The following is an 18403-nucleotide window of genomic DNA, read 5'->3' as shown; positions in this document are numbered from 1 at the left end:
CGCCACTCGTGGCTGCCTAGACTCGTCGAGTTTCGACCGGGAGGCTCAGCAGTTCGGGTTGTAGTAGTACGACACCGAGCCGTTCAGCCCCGCCGAGGCGAGGGACCACTTCCCCTTCGCGGTGCAGCCGCTGCCGAACACCGTGCCGCCCGTCTTCACCGAAGACGCGTGCTGGTTGTTCGGGTGCTTGTAGTTCGACCACGCCGTGTTGGCGCCGTGGTCGTAGCTCCACGTGCCGCCGCCCACGTCGACAGTGGTCGCCAAGGCCGGCGTGGCCGCGGCCATGATGATGGCAGTGGCCGCCAGCGCAGCCTTTACCCCGTTACGCATGCTCAAGACTGACTCCTCGTCATCCTGTTTTGGTCGGAACAGGGACAGATCTTGAACGAAAAATATGAGCACGAGCAACCGAATATTCGAGTAACCCAGATCACAGCAGTAAATCGACCGTGGCATGCATCAGGCAGGGTGCGTGATTTCCGGCCAACCGGCCAGGACCACGTGCGGTTCGGAGTGAGACATGAAACGCGCGAGTGGATGTCAAATAGCGTTTCCGGGTTGCACTAAATATCGCCAAGTTCAGGGCGTGGTTTTCAGCCATGACCTCCGGGGCGTGGCGGTCTTTTTCATGTACATGTACTGTCGTCGGGTTACGGGGAGGCGCAGACAATGTCCCTTGCCTTGCCGGCCAGTCTGGAATGCGTGCTTTTTCTCGGGGTGCTCCCGCGCGAACCGACAGCCGGTCCGGCGGGTCCTCAGTCATGTCGACGAACCGCTGACTTCAGTTCGCACCGCTACCCGAGGGCCCGACCACCTTCATGACTCCCCACCTGACCGCCCGCCGCCGACCTCTGCCCGTCTGGCTGATTCCCCCGCTGTGGACGCTGGCCCTCGGTGTGTGGGGACTGTCCCGGCAGCACAGCCTGTGGCGGGACGAGGCGGCGACCTGGCAGGTGGCCCAGCGGCCCGCCCCCGAGATCTGGCACATGCTGGGGCAGGTCGACGCCGTACACGGGCTCTACTACCTGTTGATGCACGGACTCTTCGAATGCTTCGGGCCCGGCACGACGACGCTGCGGCTGCCCTCCGTGCTGGCCATGGCGGTGGCCGCGGCCTGCGTGACCGTCATCGGCCGGCGACTGGCCGGGACCTGGGCGGGTCTGGGGGCGGGGCTGTCACTCGGCCTGCTTCCGGCGGTGCAGTTCTATCTCCAGGAGGGGCGCCCGTACGCACTGGTCACGGCCGGAGCCGCGATCTCGACGCTGCTGCTGGTGACCGTGCTCGAGGGCCGTGGCGGAACAGCGCGGTGGGCGGCCTACGCCGGCGCCGTCCTGCTGTGCGGGTTGTTGAACTGGCTGGCGCTGATGATTCTGCCCGCGCACGCGGCGACCCTGATCTGGACACGGGCCCGGCGCGCGGTGTGGACCCGATGGACGGCGGCCTCGGCGGCGGCCGTGGCGGGCGTGCTGCCCCTGATCCTGTTCAGCCGGAGCCAGTCCGAACAGATCTCCTGGATACCGCCGTTGACCTGGCACATGATGATCGGCCCGGCGGTCCTGCTGGCGATCGGTGGCCTCGGCGCCCTGCTGGACCGGCCGCGGGCGGGCCGGCTGTCGGCGGCAGCCGTGGGGCTGCCGCTGCTCGCGGTGCCGCAGGTCATCCTGGTCGGCCTCTCCCTGGTCCAGCCGCTGTTCCTGGACCGGTACGTCCTGTTCAGCCAGCTGGGTCTGGCGCTGCTGATCGGGACAGCGCTGGGCACGGCGGTACGGGCGGCCACGCCGCGTTTCCCGAGGGCATCGCCCTGGATCCTCCCCGCGGTGATCGCCGTGGCGATGGCGGCGCTGCTCCCCCAGTCACTGGCCAAGCGCTCCCCGGCCAGCCGGGTGGACGACGTCTTCGCCGTGGCGACGGACGTACAGCGACTCAAGGAGCCCGGAGACGCGGTGGTCTTCGTACCGGCTGCGCGACGCGACACCAAGCTGGTCTCCCCCCGCGCCTTCACCGGTCTGCGGGACATAGCCCTGACCGAGACTCCGGAGAAGTCCGGGACGCTGAAGGGTGTGGAGGCCGCCCCGGCCCGGATCCGGACCGTGATGCTGGCCCAGCGACGGATCCTGCTGGTGACGGACAGGCCGGAGGTCGCGACGCCGGTGTCGGCGCAGCGGGACCAGACGAAGATCGCCGTGCTGAAGAGGTACTTCACGCCGGTGACGGACGAGCAGGTCCGCGGTCGCAGGGTGACGGTGTACCAGCGCATCGGGAGTCCGTGACCGAAGGCTGTCCGTCAGGCCGGGTTCGGGGTCTTGGAGGTGGACCGGGTGTGGGGGGACTGCTGCCGGGTCCGCAGGGCCACCAGTGTCGCGAGGCCGGCCGCCGCCGCTCCGGCGAGCATCGCGGCGCGGTCACCGACCGCCATGCTGCTGTGGCCCGTTCGGTCCACCGCGTCGGCGATGGCGGGAAGCAGCGCCGCTCCCAGCGCGGCGCCGAGCTGGCGGCTCATGTTGACCACACCGCCCACCAGACCCTGGTCGCGGTCGGCGACGCCGGCGCTGGCGGTCACCATGCTTCCGAACGCCGTACCGGCGGTGCCGAACCCGACCAGGACCACGGCTGCGAGCGGCGCACGGTAGCCGCCGCCCATCGGGAGCTGAGTCAGGATCAGGAAGCCGGCGGTGGCGGCGAGTGCGGTCAGCACCAGGACACGCTGGATCCCCACGCGTCGCGCCAGCCGGGCGCCCAGCAATCCGGTCGCCAGGCCGACGATGCCCTGCGGGGCGACCACCAGGCCGGCCACCAGCGGGGACATGTGCAGAACTTCCTGGAGGTACACGGAGAGCACCAGCATCTCCCCGCCGTTCCACAGGCCGAGCAGCATCATCAGGGTGCCGGCACTGCGCAGCCCTCGGGTGCGCAGCAGCGCGAGCCGCACGAGCGGATCGGCACGCCGTTGCTCGACGGCGAAGAACGCCACGGCCGCCAGGGCCGACAGTCCGAGCGGAACCAGCACGCCGGCTGATCCCACGCTGGTGATCCCGGCCTGGGAGACCGCGAAGACCAGCGCGGCGACGGCTCCCGTGATGAGCGTCGCACCGACCGTGTCCAGGTGCCGGCCGGCCCGGCGCAGCCTCGACTCGTGCAGGAGACGGGGGGCCAGCAGCAGGGCGGCCAGCCCCACCGGAACGTTCACCAGGAACACCGAGCGCCAGCTGAAGAACTCCACCAGGACACCGCCGAGCACCTGCCCGGCGACGAAGCCGACCGACGCCGTCGCCCCGTACAGGCCCAACGCGCGGGTGCGCCGGGGGCCTTCGGGGAAGCCCGTGGTGATCAGGGAGAGCGCGGCGGGCGCGACCATCGCGGCGCCACAGCCCTGCACCGTGCGGGACACGATCAGGAGCAGCGGATCGTGCGCCAGCCCGCCGGACAGCGACGCGGCGGTGAAGACGCCGATCCCGGCCATGAACAGGCGCCGCCGCCCGTAGAGGTCCCCTGCGCGGCCGCCGAGGATCAGCAGCCCGCCGAAGGTGATCGCGTAGGCCGTGACCACCCACTGCACGGAGGTGGCCGAGATGCCGAGCTCGTGCTGGATGGACGACAGCGCGACGTTCACGATGCTGAAGTCGAGCACCACCATGAAGGACGCGACGAGGATCAGCGCGAGTCCCAGCCGTGGGTGCCCGGAGGCAGGGGCGGGGGTCGGCGTGCCCGCCGTCGGGACCGGGTCCCCGGGGGGCCGTGTCAGGCCGTTCTCCGGGTCGCTTCGGGTGGCCGGCCCAGCTGCTGCGGTCATCACCGGGGTCCTCTCTTGTGGGGTCCTGCGCGGCCCTTGCTCAGAAACCGCGCAGGAACCGCGCAGGGCTGGTACGGGGCTGGTACGGGGCTGGTACGGAGCTGGTCAGGCGGCGGTGTACACCGCGGCCAGATCGTCGTCGGCGTGCCTTACCGCGACGTCCCGCCAGCGGGGCAGCAGCGCCTGGGTGAGCGTGAGTTCGGTACCGCTGGCCCGCGCGGCCTGCACCGCCAGCTCGGCGTCCTTGAGCGCGTGCTTGAGCGCGAACGCGGGGGTGAAGTCACCGGTCAGCATGGTGGTGGCCTTCTGCATGGCGTACGGCGACCCGAGTGGCGTCGACTGCAGCAGGTCCACGATCGCGGTCGGGTCCAGACCGAGCCGGCGGGCGAAGGAGAGAGACTCCGCGGTGGTCTCGGCGAGGTCGACGAGCCAGTTGTTGAGCACCAGCTTGGCGCTGGTGCCGGCGCCGGCCGGGCCCAGCCAGACGGTGGCCCTGCCGAGCGCGCCGAACATCGGGGCGAGGCCGTTGCGCATCCGGTCCGGGCCGCTGGCCAGGATGATGAGCTGCCCGGCCCGGGCCGGGCCCTCGCTGCCGGAGACCGGGGCGTCCACGAACGTCACCCCGTGGCGGGTGGCGGTGCGGCCGAGCCGGGCCGTCCAGTCGGCTCCGACGGTCGCCATCTGCACCCAGACCAGCCCGGGTGCGTGGGCCAGGAATCCGTCGGGCCCGGTGGCCGCCTGTTCGGTGGCGGGACCGTCGGCCAGCATGGTGACGAGGATCCCCGCACCCCGGACGGCCTCCGCCGGGGTGGGTGCCACGGCGGCGCCCACGCCGGTGAGGAGTGCGGCGCGGTCGGGGGTCCGGTTCCACACCCGTACGTCGAAGCCTGCGCGGGCCAGGTTGGCGGCCATCGGGCCGCCCATTCGCCCGGTGCCCACGAACGCGATCGGCGGGGTCCCCGTTGCGTGGCGGCGACCGTGGCGGTCGTCGGGGCCGGTGTGCTGTCGGGCGGGCGTGTTGGTGCTCATGGCATTCCCTCCGGCGGTGGTGGGGTTCGTACTTCGACGGTCGCAGCCACGGAAATCCGCTGGTAGTGGCCCCACGCTTGCCGGGGTACAAGCCGGGCTTGTACGGGAGCGCAGACCTCGACGGCCGCAAGGGCGCGAGGGCGCAACACCGCAACACCGCAACACCGCAAGGCCGCAACACCGCAACACCGCAAGGCCGCAACACCGCAAGGCCGCAAGGCCGCAACACCGCAAGGCCGCAACACCGCAAGGCCGCAACACCGCAGGGGTAAAAGGCAGCCCTACCGGCCACACCGCCCCCTACGCCCCGCTGCCGCCCCGTCAGTGGGTTCGGCCGCTGTGGCGCTTCTGGTTCGGGCGGGTCAGGATGTGGGCGATCAGGTCGCGGGCCGCGCCGCTGGGCGGCGTGGCGGCGCCGTCCCAGACGGCGCGCAGGGTGCGGCGCAGGTCGAGTTCCGGTGTCTCCACCGCGACGAGCCGGCCGCCGGCCAGGTCGTCGGCGACGGCGAGTTCGCTGATGACCGCGGGTGCCGCGCCGGCCAGCGCGGCCGAGCGGATCGCCGCGGTGGTGGACAGCGACAGCGCCGCGGGGGCCTGCGGGGCACCGGGGCCGAGTACGGCGCTCAGCGCGGCGGCGAAGGTTTCCCGGGTACCGGAGCCGCTCTCCCGGCTCACCAGCGGGGTGGCGGCCAGTTCGGCGGCGCTGACGGGCCGAGGGCGTGCCCACGGGTGACCTGGAGCGACGACGACCGTGAGCCGGTCGTGGCCGACGGCCCTGCCGTGCAGTCCGGCGGGCTCGTGCGGGCCCTCGGTGAAGCCGATGTCGGCGATGCCCTCGGTGACATGGGTGACGACCATGGCGGTGTTGGCGTAGGTCAGGACGATCTCCGGGGCGTGCCTGCCCTGCGGGGTCTCCGCGCGGAAGGACGCCAGCCAGCCGGGCAGGAGCATCTCGGAGATGGTCGAGCTGGCGCTGACCCGGAGCCGGGCCCGCTGGCCGGTCCGCAGTGCCGTGATCCCGGCGTCCATTTCGGCCGCGACCCCCAGCAGCCGGGCGGCCCACTCCGCGATCATGACGCCTTCGACGGTCAGAGTGGACCCGCGTGGGGTCCGGTGCACGAGGGTGACCCCGGTCTGTGCCTCCATCGCGCGGATCCGCGCCGATACGGCCTGCTGACTCACCCCGGCCTTGCGGGCGACGCTGTTCAGGCTGCCTTCCCGGGCTACACCGAGCAGCAGTTCCAGCGCGGCCAGGTCGGGGACATGCGTGCTGAGCATCGTCCCAGTCCTCCCAGCTGTGAGCCAGGGTTCCTGCCCCTCAAGCGTACGGCCGCCATACGACCGCCACCGGGTCCGGTGGCGGTCGTGGGACGCGTTCAGATGCTCAGCGCGATCGCGGCACCGATGCCGCCCAGACCGAGCGCGACAGCGGCGGCGGCCCAGCCGTCCGAGCGCCAGGGGAAGAACCGGTCGACGGACAGCCGGCCAGGGCCGATGGCGGCGAGGGCGAGGGCGACGACACAGATGGCGACGCTGTACTCGACTCCGCCGTTCTGGATCCACAGGCCGTGGGCCCCGCTCACGGTCGCCATGGCGTTGATCATCACGCCGATGATGGCGGCGGCGGCCAGTGGAGTGAACAGTCCGACGGCCAGACCGAGCCCCCCGGCGAGTTCGGACAGACCTCCGAGCAGGGCGAACACCTTGCCCGGGTGGTAGCCGAGGGCGTCGAAGCTCCTGCCGGTGGCCGCCAGGCCCGGCCCCCCGAAGATGCCGAACAGCTTCTGCGCACCGTGGCCGGCCATCAGCAGTCCGAAGGTCAGCCTGATCAGCAGCAGCCCGCACTCCCCGGCGGACAGCCGAGGACCCGCGCCGGCATGCGTACCGCCCGGCGGGCCCGAGGCGACCCTGGCCGGATCGGCGGGCCTGCGGATCTCCGCGACGGGGCCCGCGGGGGCGCGTGCCTGGGTCAGTGACAGGACATGAGTTCTACCGAAGGGGTGGAGATGCAGAGCACGCATGACGATGCCTTCACAGGTGAGGACGATCCGGTCTGCCCGCCACAGGGCGAGTACTCCCCTTCGTCCAGCATTGCGCCATTGCCTCACCACATCCACCGATATGTTGAAATATGCATTATTTCGATCGTTGATAACGAGCGTGGTCGCCGGAGAAGCCGAGACGCGCGTCCGGCACCGCGCCGCGGCACCTGACGGGGGTGGTCTCATGCGGAGCGCTTGCGCGCTGCGACCGTCTTCTTGGCCGCCGACTTCTTCGCAGCCGTCTTCTTGGCCGTCGACTTCTCGGCCGTCGCCTTCCGGGCGGACGTCTTCGCGGCAGACGTCCTCGCGGCGGACGTCTTCGCGGCCGTCCCCTTCGCCGCCGCTTTCTTCGCCGCCGTCCCCTCCGCCGCCGTCTTCTTCGTCGCCGTCTTCTTCGCCGCCGCCCTCGGCCTCTTGCTCGGCATCGGGGTGACCTCCGCCTCCTCACCCGGCGGCTCCTCGCCCCTCGACTCCTTCGCCGCGCGGACGCTCTTCTCCAGGGCCGCCATCAGGTCCAGGACCTTGCCGCCCTTGGCCGGTTCGGGGGTCTCCGGTGGGGCCTCACCGGCCGCCTTCGCGGCGATGACCTCCTCCAGGGCCGTCCGGTACTCGTCGTGCAGGTCCTCCAGGTCGACCTCGCCGAGGGTGTCCATCAGGGCGTCGGCGAGGTCGAGTTCCTTGTCGCGGACGGTGACGTCGACGCCGGGGGCGACGCCCTCCGGGGCGCGGACCTCGTCCGGCCAGAGCAGGCCGTGCATGGCGATGGCGTCGCCGACCACACGGAGCATGCCGAGGCGTTCCCTGCCGCGCAGCGCGTATTTCGCGATGGCCACCTTGTGGCTGCGTTTCAGGGCCTCACGCAGGAGGGTGTACGGCTTCGCCGCCGGGGCGCCGCTCGCCGCCAGGTAGTACGCCGCGTCCATCTGGAGCGGGTCGATCCGGTCGGCCGGGACGAAGGCCACGATCTCGATGGTGCGGGCGGTGGGGATGGGCAGGTGGGACAGGTCGTCGTCGCTGATCGGGATGATCGAGCCGTCGGCGTCCTCGTACCCCTTGCCGATCTCCGACTGGGTGACCTCGCGGTCCTCCAGCTCGCAGAACTTGCGGTAGCGGATCCGGCCGTTGTCCTCGGTGTGGACCTGCCGGAAGGAGATCGAGTGGCTCTCGGTGGCGTTCACCAGCTTGATGGGGATGCTGACGAGCCCGAAGGAGATCGCGCCGTTCCATATGGATCGCACCTGCGGCTTCCTTCCGTCCGGACGTCCATCGCCTGTATGAGAATTTTGTATGAGATTGTCATCGTATGACGCCGATCACAGAGGTGGACGGGCGGCGGATCGCGCTCAGCAATCTGGAGAAGGTGCTGTATCCCGCGACCGGGTTCACCAAGGGCGAGCTGCTGCACTACTACGCGACGACCGCGGAGGTTCTGCTGCCGCATCTGCGCGACCGGCCGGTGTCCTTCCTGCGCTATCCGGACGGGCCGGACGGGCAGGTGTTCTTCACCAAGAACGTGCCGCCGGGTACGCCCGAGTGGGTCACCACCGCCGAGGTGCGCCGGTCGGAGGGGCCGGCCCGGATGGTGCTGGTGCAGGACCTGGCGAGCCTGATGTGGGCGGCGAACCTGGTCACCGAGTTCCATACGCACCAGTGGCTGGTGCGGACGCCCGACGAGGCCGACCGGATCGTCTTCGACCTGGACCCCGGGGCTCCGGCGACGGTGGTGGAGTGCTGCGAGGTCGCGCTGTGGCTGCGGGAACGGCTGGCCGAGGACGGGATCGAGGCGTACGCCAAGACGGCCGGATCGAAGGGGCTGCACCTGCTGGCCGGGGTGCGGGGGGCGTCCAGCGAGCGGGTGAGCGAGTACGCCAAGGGGCTGGCCGTGGCCGCGGAGCGGGCGATGCCGCGGCTGGTGGTGCACCGGATGACGCGGAGTCTGCGGCCGGGGAAGGTGTTCGTGGACTGGAGTCAGAACGCGGGTCGGAAGACCACGGCGGCCCCTTACACGGCGCGTGCGCGGCGGGAGCCGATGGTGTCCGCGCCGGTGACCTGGCAGGAGATCACGGAGTGCCGGCGCGCGGAGGAGCTGGAGTTCCGGGCCGGGGAGGTCGCGGGGCGGGTCCAGGAGCACGGGGACCTGCTGGCACCGCTACTGGACCCGGAACGGGCGACGCCGCTGCCGTGAGCGGGACGGGGCCGGCACGGCGCGGCTGCCGTGAGCGGGACGGGGCCGGCACGGCGCGGCTGCCGTGAGCGGAGACCAGCGACCAACCCGACACCGCCGCCCCGAACGAAGACCAGCGACCAACCCGACACCACCGCCCCGAACGAAGACCAGCGACCAACCCGACACCACCGCCCCGAACGAAGACCATCGACCAACCCGACACCACCGCCCCGAACGAAGACCAGCGACCAACCCGACACCACCGCCCCGAACGAAGACCAGCGGCCGAGCGTCAGACCCTTCCCCACGTGTTGCGGTCCCGTGCCATCGCGTGCAGTGCCTCGACGTCCGCCGGTTTGAGGACTCCGCCCAGGCGGGACAGGCCCTCCAGGTCCCGGTCGCGGAGGACGCGGACCGCGCGGGGCGGGGCCGTCAGCGTGACGTCCGCCGGGTCGGTCAGCGCCAGGACCGGGTGCACCTCGGCCGTCAGGGCGTAGGAGGCCCGGTCGGCGTCCGCGCGCAGGCGGCGCAGCAGCGGCCGGGGCGCACGGCGGCCCAGGGCGACCATCGGGTCGGCGACCAGGACCTTCTGCTTGCGGGCGTAGAGCGCGTGCACGCAGAAGAGGCCGCCGGGGCCGATGAGCAGATGGTGGAGGCGGTCGCCGCCGGGCAGCGGGACGGAGTGCAGGGCGTGCCAGCCCACGCCGTCCAGGTGGTCCAGGGCGTCGCCGACGGTCTGCTCGGCGGTCAGCGCGCGGCGGCGCGGGTCGGGGCGCAGGCGGTGGGCCGGACCGGGGTCCCGGTCGAGATCGATCAGCAGCGCCTCGCCGGGGCGGTTGGGCGCGAGGTCGTCGTCGGGGTGCAGGGTCAGCCGCGCCAGTTCGGCGGGCGTGGGTACCGGTGGCGGGCCGACCGTGACCGAGCCGGTCAGGAACGGCCGCAGGGTTTCGAGTACGTCGTCCCGACGCTCCTCGCTGAGCAGGTTGACCCGGCCCGCCTCACGGTCGTACCAGGCGATGTTCCGTCCGTCCGTGAGGCAGACGTACAGCCGTTCCTGGCCATGGCGCCAGGTCGGCACGACGCGCAGTCCGCTCATTGCGACATCACCCCTCGACCATGGGAACAGGCGGGGTGCTCCGCGGGCAAGAACCCCGCTACCTTTGACAGGGGTTGACGGACAGGGTTGGACGGGCAGGGGTTGGCGCGCGCAGCGGGGAGGCGCCGGTGCGGATCCGTGAAGAGCAGTACGACGTTCCGGCTCCGGACAGTCCGTGGAGCGAGGTGCTGCCCGGGCTGTGGATGGGCGGCCACGAGTTCCGGGGGCGTGCGGGGCAGCTGGAGTCCGTTGTCGTACGGGACGAGTTCGATCTGGTGCAGAGTCTGCTGCGGCTGCCCGGACACGGCCCGGACACCGGGGTCGAGCACCAGGTGTGGCCGATCCCCGACGGACCACTGGACGGTACCCAGCTGGCCGGCGTGATCCGGCTCGCCCGGACGGCCAGTGAGGCCCTGGACGCCGGGCGGTCGGTGCTGGTGCGCTGCTACAGCGGGTACAACCGGTCGGGGCTGGTGGTCGCGCAGGCGCTGGTGCACCGGGGTCGTACGGCCGAGGAGGCGATACGGCTGGTGCGGGCCCGGCGCTCCCCCTGGGCGCTGCACAACGAGCTGTTCGTCGCCTATCTGCGCGCCGGTCTGACCACCGCCCGGCTGCTCGAGGAACTCGCCGAGTAGCCTCTCCCGTGCCCTCTCCCGTGCGCCGGCCCCCCGGGCACAAAAAGGACTTCCCTACGAATCTGCGAATAAGGTGTACGGGGCCCCGAGACCCACAACCCCCCGAACCGCCCAGGAGCAGCGTGCCGACCCGTCGTCCCCTCCGTACCGCCCTCGCCGCCACCGCCGTCGCCCTGCTGGCGACGGCGGTGGCCGGCTGTGGCGACTCCGGCGGGCTCCAGGAGGCCGGAGCCACCCCGACCGCGGTCAGCCCCGTGAAGCTCTGGCCCGACCTGCGGCCGGCGTCCAGCCCGGCCTGGCCCTACGACGAGGGCAGCGCGCAGACCGTGAAGGGCGTCACGGTTCCCGGCGACGACCTCCACAGGGTCGATCCGGTGGCCGTCGTACGGGCGGAGATCGCCTCGGACTCGGCGGACTACGGGTCCAAGGGCGCGTACCACGAGACCACGAACCGGATGAAGGAGTGCGCGGCCGGGGGCGGCGGGGCGCGGTGTCCGCTGCTCAAGCCGTACTACCGGGATCTGACCGGGGACGGGCGGGACGAGCTGACGCTCGGCTTCCGGCTGTATCCGACCAACCAGACCGCGCTGCGCGTGTACACCGTCGAGAACCACCGGCTGGTGCAGGTGCTGGAGGACGACGACGCGATCATCGGGGTCGAGCTGGCCGGGCGGGCGGTCATCGTGCGGTCGCCGGCCGGGATCACCGGGTACGAGTACCGGACGACCTGGGCGTGGGACCCGGAACAGAAGGCGATGGTGTTCTCCCGGGACGAGTTCCTGCGCACCGGCAAGGCACGGCACAGCCGCACGCCGGCGCCCTCCGCCTCCGCCGCTCCCCCGGCTTCGGCTCCCGGCGCGCCCCCGGCTTCCGCCTCCGCCGCTCCCCCGGCTTCGGCTCCCGGCGCGCCCCCGGCTTCCGCCTCCGCCGCTCCCCCGGTCTCCGCCTCCCCCTCCGCGAGTGCGCGATGAGGCTTCCCCGCTGGGCCGGGACGCTCGCGGCGAAGTCGGCCGCGTTCATCACGGTGATGTGCTGTGCGCTGGCCGCGCTGCTCGGCGTGCTCGTGCATGTGTCGGTCACCGACCAGACCGTCGCCCAGGCCCGCGACCAGGCACTGTCCCGGCTGGCGGACGCGACGACCGCGTACGAGGCGGGCGACGCGCTGCTGCCGGGCTCGGCGATCGACCCGGCGGGCCTGCCGCCGCGGCTGCGGGTGCTGGCGGTGGCCGGGGAGCGCGGCACGATGGTCTCCAGGGAGGACGGTCGCCCCACGATGTGGGCGGCGGGCCCGGCCGATCACGGCAGGGCGCTCGCGGTGGCCGTCGACTACTCCCAGCAGGCCCGTACGATCGCCGGCCTCGACCGCTCCATCCTCTGGTCGTCGGTCCTCGCCATCGGGGCGACGCTGCTGGTCGGCGCGTTCGCGGTGACCCGGGTGACCCGGCGGCTGCACGGCACCGCGCAGGTGGCCCGGCGGATCAGCGCCGGGGACCTGGACGCGCGGGTGCACGACCCCCGGACGAAGGATCCGACCCGGCCGCAGGACGAGGTGGCCGCGGTCGCCGCCGCGCTGGACCGCATGGCCGCGTCGTTGCAGAGCAAGCTGCTGAGCGAGCAGCGGTTCACCGCCGACGTGGCGCATGAGCTGCGGACGCCGTTGACCGGGCTGCACGCGGCGGCGGAACTGCTGCCTCCGGGGCGGCCGACGGAACTGGTGCGGGACCGGGTGGCCGCGCTGCGCACGCTCACCGAGGACCTGCTGGAGATCTCCCGCCTGGACACCGGCCGGGAGCGGCTGGAGACCGATGCGGAGGCGCTGGGCGCGCTGGCCGAGCGGGTGGTGCGGGCGTCCGGGACGGAGACCGAGGTGAAGGTCGTACGGGACGTGTGCGTGGAGACGGACCGGCGGCGGCTGGAACGGGTGCTGGGGAACCTGGTCGCCAACGCGCACCGCCACGGGCGGGCGCCGGTGGTGCTGACGGTGGAGGGCAAGGAGGTCACCGTCCGGGATCACGGGGGCGGGTTTCCCGAGTACCTGGTGGCACACGGGCCCCAGCGGTTCCGGACGGAGGGCGGGTCCAAGGGGCACGGGCTGGGGCTGACGATCGCGGTGGGGCAGGCGGAGGTGCTGGGCGCGCGGCTGTCGTTCGGCAACGCGCTGGACGGCGGGGCCGTGGCGGTACTGACGCTCCCTTAGGGGTGGCGAGGGCACCATCGCGGCTGCGGGTGGGTGGGGGTTGATCGCGCAGTTCCCCGCGCCCCTCCAGGTAGGTGCACTGGTCCCACCTGAAGGGGCGCGGGGAACTGCGCGACAAGCCACGACGCACCCGCGCCCGCCCCTGTCCACCAGCCACCCCCGGCCACACGCCACGCTGGCGCAAGCCAACAAAGCACGCAACTAGCACTATGTGGGTAAGTTCCGGACATGACCAAGGCCGGAACCACCCTCACGGCGTCTGCGGCCCCGGCCGCCGCCGTCCGTCTCCCCCGGCGCCGTGGCATCGAGCTCGCCCTGATCGTGCTGGCCGTCCTGCTCTCCGTGTACGGCTACTGCGCGGTCGGCCTGGCCCGGACCGGCACCGTGCCGCCCGGTGCCGCCGGTTACGGCGCCGGCCTCGGCGTCCTCGCGCTCGTCGCCCATCTCGCCGTACGCTTTCGCGCGCCGTACGCCGACCCGCTGCCGCTGCCGATCGGCGTGCTGCTCAACGGACTCGGCCTGGTCCTGATCTACCGGCTGGACCTGCAGACCCCGGGCGACCGGGCGGCCCCCGCCCAACTCGTCTGGTCCACCCTGGGCGTCGGCCTGTTCATCATGGTCGTGCTGATGCTGCGCGACCACCGCCTCCTGCAGCGCTACTCCTACGTCTGTGTCGCCGCCGCGCTCGTCCTGCTGCTGCTCCCGATCTTCTTCCCGGCCGTCAACGGCGCCCGGATCTGGATCCGGATCGCCGGATTCTCCATCCAGCCCAGCGAGTTCGCGAAGGTGCTGCTCGCGGTGTTCTTCGCCGCGTACCTGGCCGCCAACCGCAACGCCCTCGCCTACGCCGGCCGCCGGCTGTGGTTCATGCAGTTCCCGACCGGGCGGGTGCTCGGCCCGATCGTCACCATCTGGCTGGTGAGCGTCGGCGTCCTGATCCTCGAACGCGATCTGGGCACGTCCCTGCTCTTCTTCGGCCTCTTCGTCGTCATGCTCTACGTCGCCACCGGACGCACCGGCTGGATCGCCGTGGGCCTGCTGCTCGCGGTACTCGGCGCGGTCGCCGTCGGCCATCTGGAACCGCACGTCCACGGCCGGATCGAGGACTGGCTGCACCCCTTCGCCTCGATCGACGCCGGGCACGGTCCGAACCAACTCGCGCAGTCCCTCTTCGCGTTCTCCGCGGGCGGGGTCCTCGGCACCGGACTCGGCCTCGGCCACTCGATCCTGATCGGCTTCGCCACCAAGTCGGACTTCATCCTGGCCACCGCGGGCGAGGAGCTCGGCCTGACCGGCCTGTCCGCGATCTTCCTTCTCTACGGGCTGCTCGTCGAGCGCGGCTACCGGGCCGGCCTCGCCCTGCGCGAGCCCTTCGGCCGGCTGCTCGCGGTCGGGCTGGCCTCGATCGTCGCGCTCCAGGTGTTCGTCATCGCGGGCGGGGTGACCGGGCTGATCCCGCTGACCGGGATGGCGATGCCGTTCCTCGCCCAGGGCGGCTCCTCGGTGGTCACCAACTGGGCGATCGTGGCCCTGCTGATCCGGGTGAGCGACTCGGCCCGCCGCCACTACGACGGACAGGTGGCCCCATGAGCCGCCACGACCGCCAGGGCGCCGGCCTGGCCCGGTACATCCGGCGGGCCCGCGCCTTCTGCGCCCTGCTGCTCTTCGCCCTGCTCGTCAACGCGGCCCGCGTCCAGGTGGTCCGGGCCCACGCCTACGACGACAACCCCGCCAACCGCCGCGCCACCATCGCACGTTACGGCCTGCCGCGCGGCGACATCCTGGTCGGCGGCGAGCCGGTCACCGGCTCCCGGGACAGCAGGGAGCAGCTCCGCTACGAACGCACGTACCCGCAGGGCCCGTTGTACGCCCCGGTGACCGGCTTCGCCTCCCAGCTGTACGGCACCACGTTCCTGGAGCACGCCGAGGACGCGCTGCTCTCCGGGACCGACCCGATGCTCGCGCCGTTCCCGCTGTGGAACGACACCAGCCGGTCGCAGAACCCGGGCGGGAACGTCGTCACCACCCTGAACCGGTACGCCCAGGAGGCCGCCTTCCGGGGCCTGGGCTCCCGCAAGGGCGCGGTGGCCGCGATCGAGCCGTCGACCGGCCGGATCCTCGCCCTGGTGTCCACGCCGTCGTACGACCCCTCCGAACTGTCCGGCAACGGCGAGCCGGTGGCCTCGGCCTGGGCCCGCCTCAACGGCGACCCGGAGAAGCCGATGCTCAACCGCGCGGTACGGCAGACGTATCCGCCGGGGTCGACCTTCAAGGTCGTGACGGCGGCGGCCGCCCTTGACGCGGGTGTGGTCACCGATCTGGACGCGCCGACCGACTCCCCCGACCCCTTCCGGCTGCCGGGCACCACTACCCGGCTGACCAACGAGGGCGACGGCTGCGCGGACGCCTCACTGCGGGCCGCCTTCGAGTGGTCCTGCAACACGGTCTTCGCCAAGCTGGGCGTGGACGTGGGGGTCGCGGACATGACGGCGACGGCCCAGGCGTTCGGCTTCAACGACAGGCACCTGCGCATCCCCTTCTCCGCCGTGCCGAGCACCTTCGACACGAGCGTGGACAAGGCGCAGCTGGCGCTGTCGTCGATCGGGCAGTACAACACCCGCGCCACCCCGCTGCAGATGGCGATGGTCGCGGCGGCGGTGGCCAACGGCGGGATGGCCCGGCCGCCGTATCTGGTGGAGCGGACCCTGCGGCGGACCGGCGAGACCGTCGGCACGGGCGGCGCCGGGCCGGTCCGGCAGGTGATGAGCCCCTCGACGGCCGTCCTGATGAAGGAGCTGATGACGGACGTGGTCGAGGAGGGCACCGGCTCCAACGCGGCGATCCGCGGCGCCACGGTCGGCGGCAAGACCGGCACCGCGCAGCACGGCATCGGCAACTCCGGCGTGCCGTACGCCTGGTTCGTGTCCTGGGCGCAGGCGGACAACGACCTGGAGCCGAAGGTCGCGGTGGCCGTGGTGGTGGAGGACGCGGCGGCCGACCGGGGCGACATCAGCGGGGGCGGGGACGCGGCGCCGATCGCCAGGGCGGTGATGCGGGCGGTGCTGGGGCTCTGAACCGGGGGCGGGCGGACGGGGACGGGTGGGCGGGGACGAGCAGGGACGGGCGGGCGGGACGAGCAGGGACGGGCGGGCGGGACGAGCGGGGACGGGCGAGCGGGGCCGGCTGAACCGGGCGGGCTGTTCGGGGGCGATGGGACGGGATCCGGGTAGACGCGGAGTCAACAAGTCGCGCGCGGGGGATTGACCGTCTTGCTGACAAGCGGTCTCATAAGAGCCGACGCAACATACCCCGGGTAACGAGGTGAGGGAGCCATGACGACCCTGACGGAAGCGGACGCGGTCGACGGACTGCGCGACGCGCTCGGCCTGCTCAAGGACCGCGAGCAGGTGGCCGAACGGCTGCTCGTCTCCTCCGCGAAGCACTCCTTCGACCCGGACAAGGAGCTGGACTGGGACGCGCCCTTCGAGGAGGGCAAGTGGTTCTGGCCGCCGGAGCTGGTGTCGCTCTACGACACCCCGATGTGGCGGCGGATGTCCGAGGAACAGCGGATCCTGCTCTCCCAGCACGAGGCCGCGGCCCTCGCCTCGCTCGGCATCTGGTTCGAGCTGATCCTGATGCAGCTTCTGGTGCGGCACATCTACGACAAGGCGGCCACGAGTGCGCACGTGCGCTACGCGCTGACCGAGATCGAGGACGAGTGCCGGCACTCGAAGATGTTCGCCCGCCTGATCGCCCGCGGTGACGCGCCCTGGTACCCGGTGAGTCGGGCCCACCTCAACCTGGGCCGCCTGTTCAAGACGATCTCGACCACGCCCGGTTCCTTCACGGCCACGCTGCTCGGCGAGGAGGTCCTGGACTGGATGCAGCGGCTGACGTTCCCCGACGAGCGGGTGCAGACACTGGTCCGTGGGGTCACGCGCATCCACGTGGTCGAGGAGGCCCGGCACGTCCGGTACGCCCGCGAGGAGCTGCGCCGCCAGATGATGACGGCACCTCGCTGGTCCCAGGAGTTCACCCGGGTCACCTCCGGCGAGTTCGCGCGGGTGTTCTCGGTGGCCTTCGTCAATCCCGAGGTCTACACGAACGTGGGCCTGGACCGGCGGGAGGCGGTGGCCCAGGTACGGGCGAGCGGCCACCGGCGGGAGGTCATGCAGAACGGCGCGCGGAAACTGACCGACTTCCTGGACGACATCGGTGTTCTTCGGGGCGCCGGTCGGCGGCTGTGGAAGAGCTCGGGGCTGCTGGCCTGAGCCCCACGCGTCCTCAGGTGGCGGTCGGAGCCGTCGGTCCTGGCTCCCCGAAAGTCTCGTCCGGGCCCTCCGTCGCCGTCTTCGGGATGGCCGGGGGTGTGTAGCGGCCCAGGGGCCGGGATCTCGGGTCCGGGCGCACGGCCCCCAGGATGGGGTTGGCGGCGATCGGGGAGACCTTGATCCTCGCACCGGGGCGGGGGGCCTGGACCACCTTGCCGTCGCCCAGGTAGAGGGCCACGTGGGTGGCCTCGGGGAAGTAGACGACCAGGTCACCCGGGCGCAGCTGGTTCAGCGGGACGTGGGGCAGGTCGGCCCACTGCTGCTGGCTGGTGCGGGGGATGGGGGTGCCGGCATGGTCCCAGGCCTGCGAGGTCAGGCCCGAGCAGTCGTACGACGTCGGGCCCTGCGCGCCCCACTGGTACGGCTTCCCCAGCTGCCGTACCGCGTAGCGCACCGCGCGGTCGCCCTCCTGGGACGGGGGCGGTGTGGTGGCGCTGAGGGCACCGGACGTGGTGAGTGCGCGCTGCGCGTCGGCGGTGCTGGTCCGCTCCAGGTCGGCCACGGCGGTCAGCTGGGCGGGGGTGAGGGAGGCCAGCATGCGCTCCACCTCGGACAGGCGGCCCTGGACCTCGTCGCGCTGCTTCTTCTGGCTCTCGGCGAGGGCGAGTCGGGTGTCCAGCGCCTTGCGGGCCTTGCGGGCCAGGTCGGTCTGCCGCTTCTCGTCGTCCGCGAGACGTCCCACCGTCTCGGCCCGCTCGCGCGCCAACTGCCCGATGACATGGCCCTCGTCGAGCGCGTGCTGCGGGTCGCGGGCCAGGAGCAGCCGCACGTACGGGGAGATCCCGGTGACGCTCTGGTACTGCTGCCGGGCCAGCCGGCCCGCCTCGTCCCTGCTGGAGTGCAGGGAGAGCCGGGACCTGGCCAGCTCGTCGTCCAGCCGGTCCACCTCGGCGCGCTGCCGCTCGAGCCGTTCCTCGGTCGCGTTGTAGGTCTCGGTGGCCTGCTCCGCCTGCCGGTACCGCTGCTGAAGGTCGGTCAGCAGCTCGGCCACCGGCCGCTCGGGGCCGGGCGCGGGCGGCGCGGCGAGCGCGGGCACGGGCGCGAGGACGGCCTGGGCCGCCACCGCCGCCGTACAGGCCAGGCGCAGGAACCTTCCTGACACGTCATCACCTCCGA

Annotated in this window: 16 protein-coding genes; 8 read left to right on the top strand and 8 right to left on the bottom strand. The window is 72.1% G+C overall.

The genetic code is table 11. The features are described 5' to 3' along the window. Positions 1 to 45 precede the first annotated feature (45 nt). The gene (locus tag ACWDGI_RS04455) at positions 46 to 330 is read right to left on the bottom strand and encodes a lactococcin 972 family bacteriocin (protein ID WP_450755179.1); all 285 of its coding nucleotides are present in this window, start codon (positions 328 to 330) and stop codon (positions 46 to 48) included. Positions 331 to 818: 488 nt separating this feature from the next. Between ACWDGI_RS04455 and ACWDGI_RS04450 the strand changes: the two genes are divergently transcribed. Then, positions 819 to 2270 carry a glycosyltransferase family 39 protein gene (locus ACWDGI_RS04450; protein ID WP_450755177.1) on the top strand — a complete coding sequence of 484 codons (1452 nt, stop codon included), beginning with the start codon at positions 819 to 821 and terminating at the stop codon, positions 2268 to 2270. 14 nt (positions 2271 to 2284) lie between these two features. On the opposite strand, the gene ACWDGI_RS04445 is transcribed toward ACWDGI_RS04450, so the two are convergent. The 5 genes from ACWDGI_RS04445 to ku all read right to left on the bottom strand — a co-directional run bounded on the left by ACWDGI_RS04445 (position 2285) and on the right by ku (position 8099). After that, positions 2285 to 3790, bottom strand: coding sequence for an MFS transporter (locus tag ACWDGI_RS04445; protein ID WP_450755175.1), 1506 nt, complete (start codon positions 3788 to 3790; stop codon positions 2285 to 2287). Positions 3791 to 3895: 105 nt separating this feature from the next. Continuing rightward, complete coding sequence (locus tag ACWDGI_RS04440) at positions 3896 to 4819, bottom strand: NAD(P)-dependent oxidoreductase (protein ID WP_450755173.1); 924 nt, start codon at positions 4817 to 4819, stop codon at positions 3896 to 3898. A 321-nt stretch (positions 4820 to 5140) separates the two neighbouring features. Then, a complete protein-coding gene (locus ACWDGI_RS04435; protein ID WP_450755171.1) occupies positions 5141 to 6097 on the bottom strand; it encodes a LysR family transcriptional regulator in 957 nt (318 codons plus the stop codon). 98 nt (positions 6098 to 6195) lie between these two features. After that, complete coding sequence (locus ACWDGI_RS04430; protein WP_450755316.1) at positions 6196 to 6678, bottom strand: DoxX family protein; 483 nt, start codon at positions 6676 to 6678, stop codon at positions 6196 to 6198. A gap of 365 nt (positions 6679 to 7043) precedes the next feature. Further along, positions 7044 to 8099: a non-homologous end joining protein Ku gene (gene ku / locus ACWDGI_RS04425; protein ID WP_450755169.1), complete on the bottom strand. Its 1056-nt coding sequence runs from the start codon at positions 8097 to 8099 to the stop codon at positions 7044 to 7046. 65 nt (positions 8100 to 8164) lie between these two features. Between ku and ligD the strand changes: the two genes are divergently transcribed. Beyond that, the gene (gene ligD / locus ACWDGI_RS04420; RefSeq protein WP_450755167.1) at positions 8165 to 9046 is read left to right on the top strand and encodes a non-homologous end-joining DNA ligase; all 882 of its coding nucleotides are present in this window, start codon (positions 8165 to 8167) and stop codon (positions 9044 to 9046) included. Positions 9047 to 9320: 274 nt separating this feature from the next. Here ligD and ACWDGI_RS04415 read toward each other — a convergent pair whose 3' ends face one another. Beyond that, on the bottom strand, positions 9321 to 10124 hold the full coding sequence (locus ACWDGI_RS04415) for a nuclease-related domain-containing protein (RefSeq protein ID WP_450755165.1): 804 nt from the start codon (positions 10122 to 10124) through the stop codon (positions 9321 to 9323). A gap of 128 nt (positions 10125 to 10252) precedes the next feature. Between ACWDGI_RS04415 and ACWDGI_RS04410 the strand changes: the two genes are divergently transcribed. From ACWDGI_RS04410 to ACWDGI_RS04385, 6 genes are all read left to right on the top strand, one after another. After that, a complete protein-coding gene (locus tag ACWDGI_RS04410; RefSeq protein ID WP_450755163.1) occupies positions 10253 to 10759 on the top strand; it encodes a protein-tyrosine phosphatase family protein in 507 nt (168 codons plus the stop codon). 122 nt (positions 10760 to 10881) lie between these two features. Then, complete coding sequence (locus ACWDGI_RS04405) at positions 10882 to 11730, top strand: hypothetical protein (protein WP_450755161.1); 849 nt, start codon at positions 10882 to 10884, stop codon at positions 11728 to 11730. After that, complete coding sequence (locus ACWDGI_RS04400) at positions 11727 to 12956, top strand: ATP-binding protein (RefSeq protein ID WP_450755159.1); 1230 nt, start codon at positions 11727 to 11729, stop codon at positions 12954 to 12956. The genes ACWDGI_RS04405 and ACWDGI_RS04400 overlap by 4 nt, the downstream gene beginning before the upstream one ends. A gap of 228 nt (positions 12957 to 13184) precedes the next feature. Beyond that, positions 13185 to 14546 carry an FtsW/RodA/SpoVE family cell cycle protein gene (locus ACWDGI_RS04395; RefSeq protein ID WP_450755157.1) on the top strand — a complete coding sequence of 454 codons (1362 nt, stop codon included), beginning with the start codon at positions 13185 to 13187 and terminating at the stop codon, positions 14544 to 14546. Next, entirely contained in the window at positions 14543 to 16030 is a 1488-nt protein-coding gene (locus ACWDGI_RS04390; protein WP_450755155.1) for a penicillin-binding transpeptidase domain-containing protein, read from the top strand. Before ACWDGI_RS04395 ends, ACWDGI_RS04390 begins: the two co-directional genes overlap by 4 nt. A 258-nt stretch (positions 16031 to 16288) precedes the next feature. Further along, a complete protein-coding gene (locus ACWDGI_RS04385; RefSeq protein WP_450755153.1) occupies positions 16289 to 17227 on the top strand; it encodes an AurF N-oxygenase family protein in 939 nt (312 codons plus the stop codon). 13 nt (positions 17228 to 17240) lie between these two features. Here the strand turns inward: ACWDGI_RS04385 and ACWDGI_RS04380 are convergent, their stop codons facing one another. Beyond that, complete coding sequence (locus ACWDGI_RS04380) at positions 17241 to 18389, bottom strand: NlpC/P60 family protein (RefSeq protein WP_450755151.1); 1149 nt, start codon at positions 18387 to 18389, stop codon at positions 17241 to 17243. Positions 18390 to 18403 lie beyond the last annotated feature (14 nt).

Source organism: Streptomyces sp. NPDC001220 (assembly GCF_053597895.1).
Note: the sequence above shows the minus strand (reverse complement) of the source record. Positions and strands in the feature narration are given on the sequence as shown.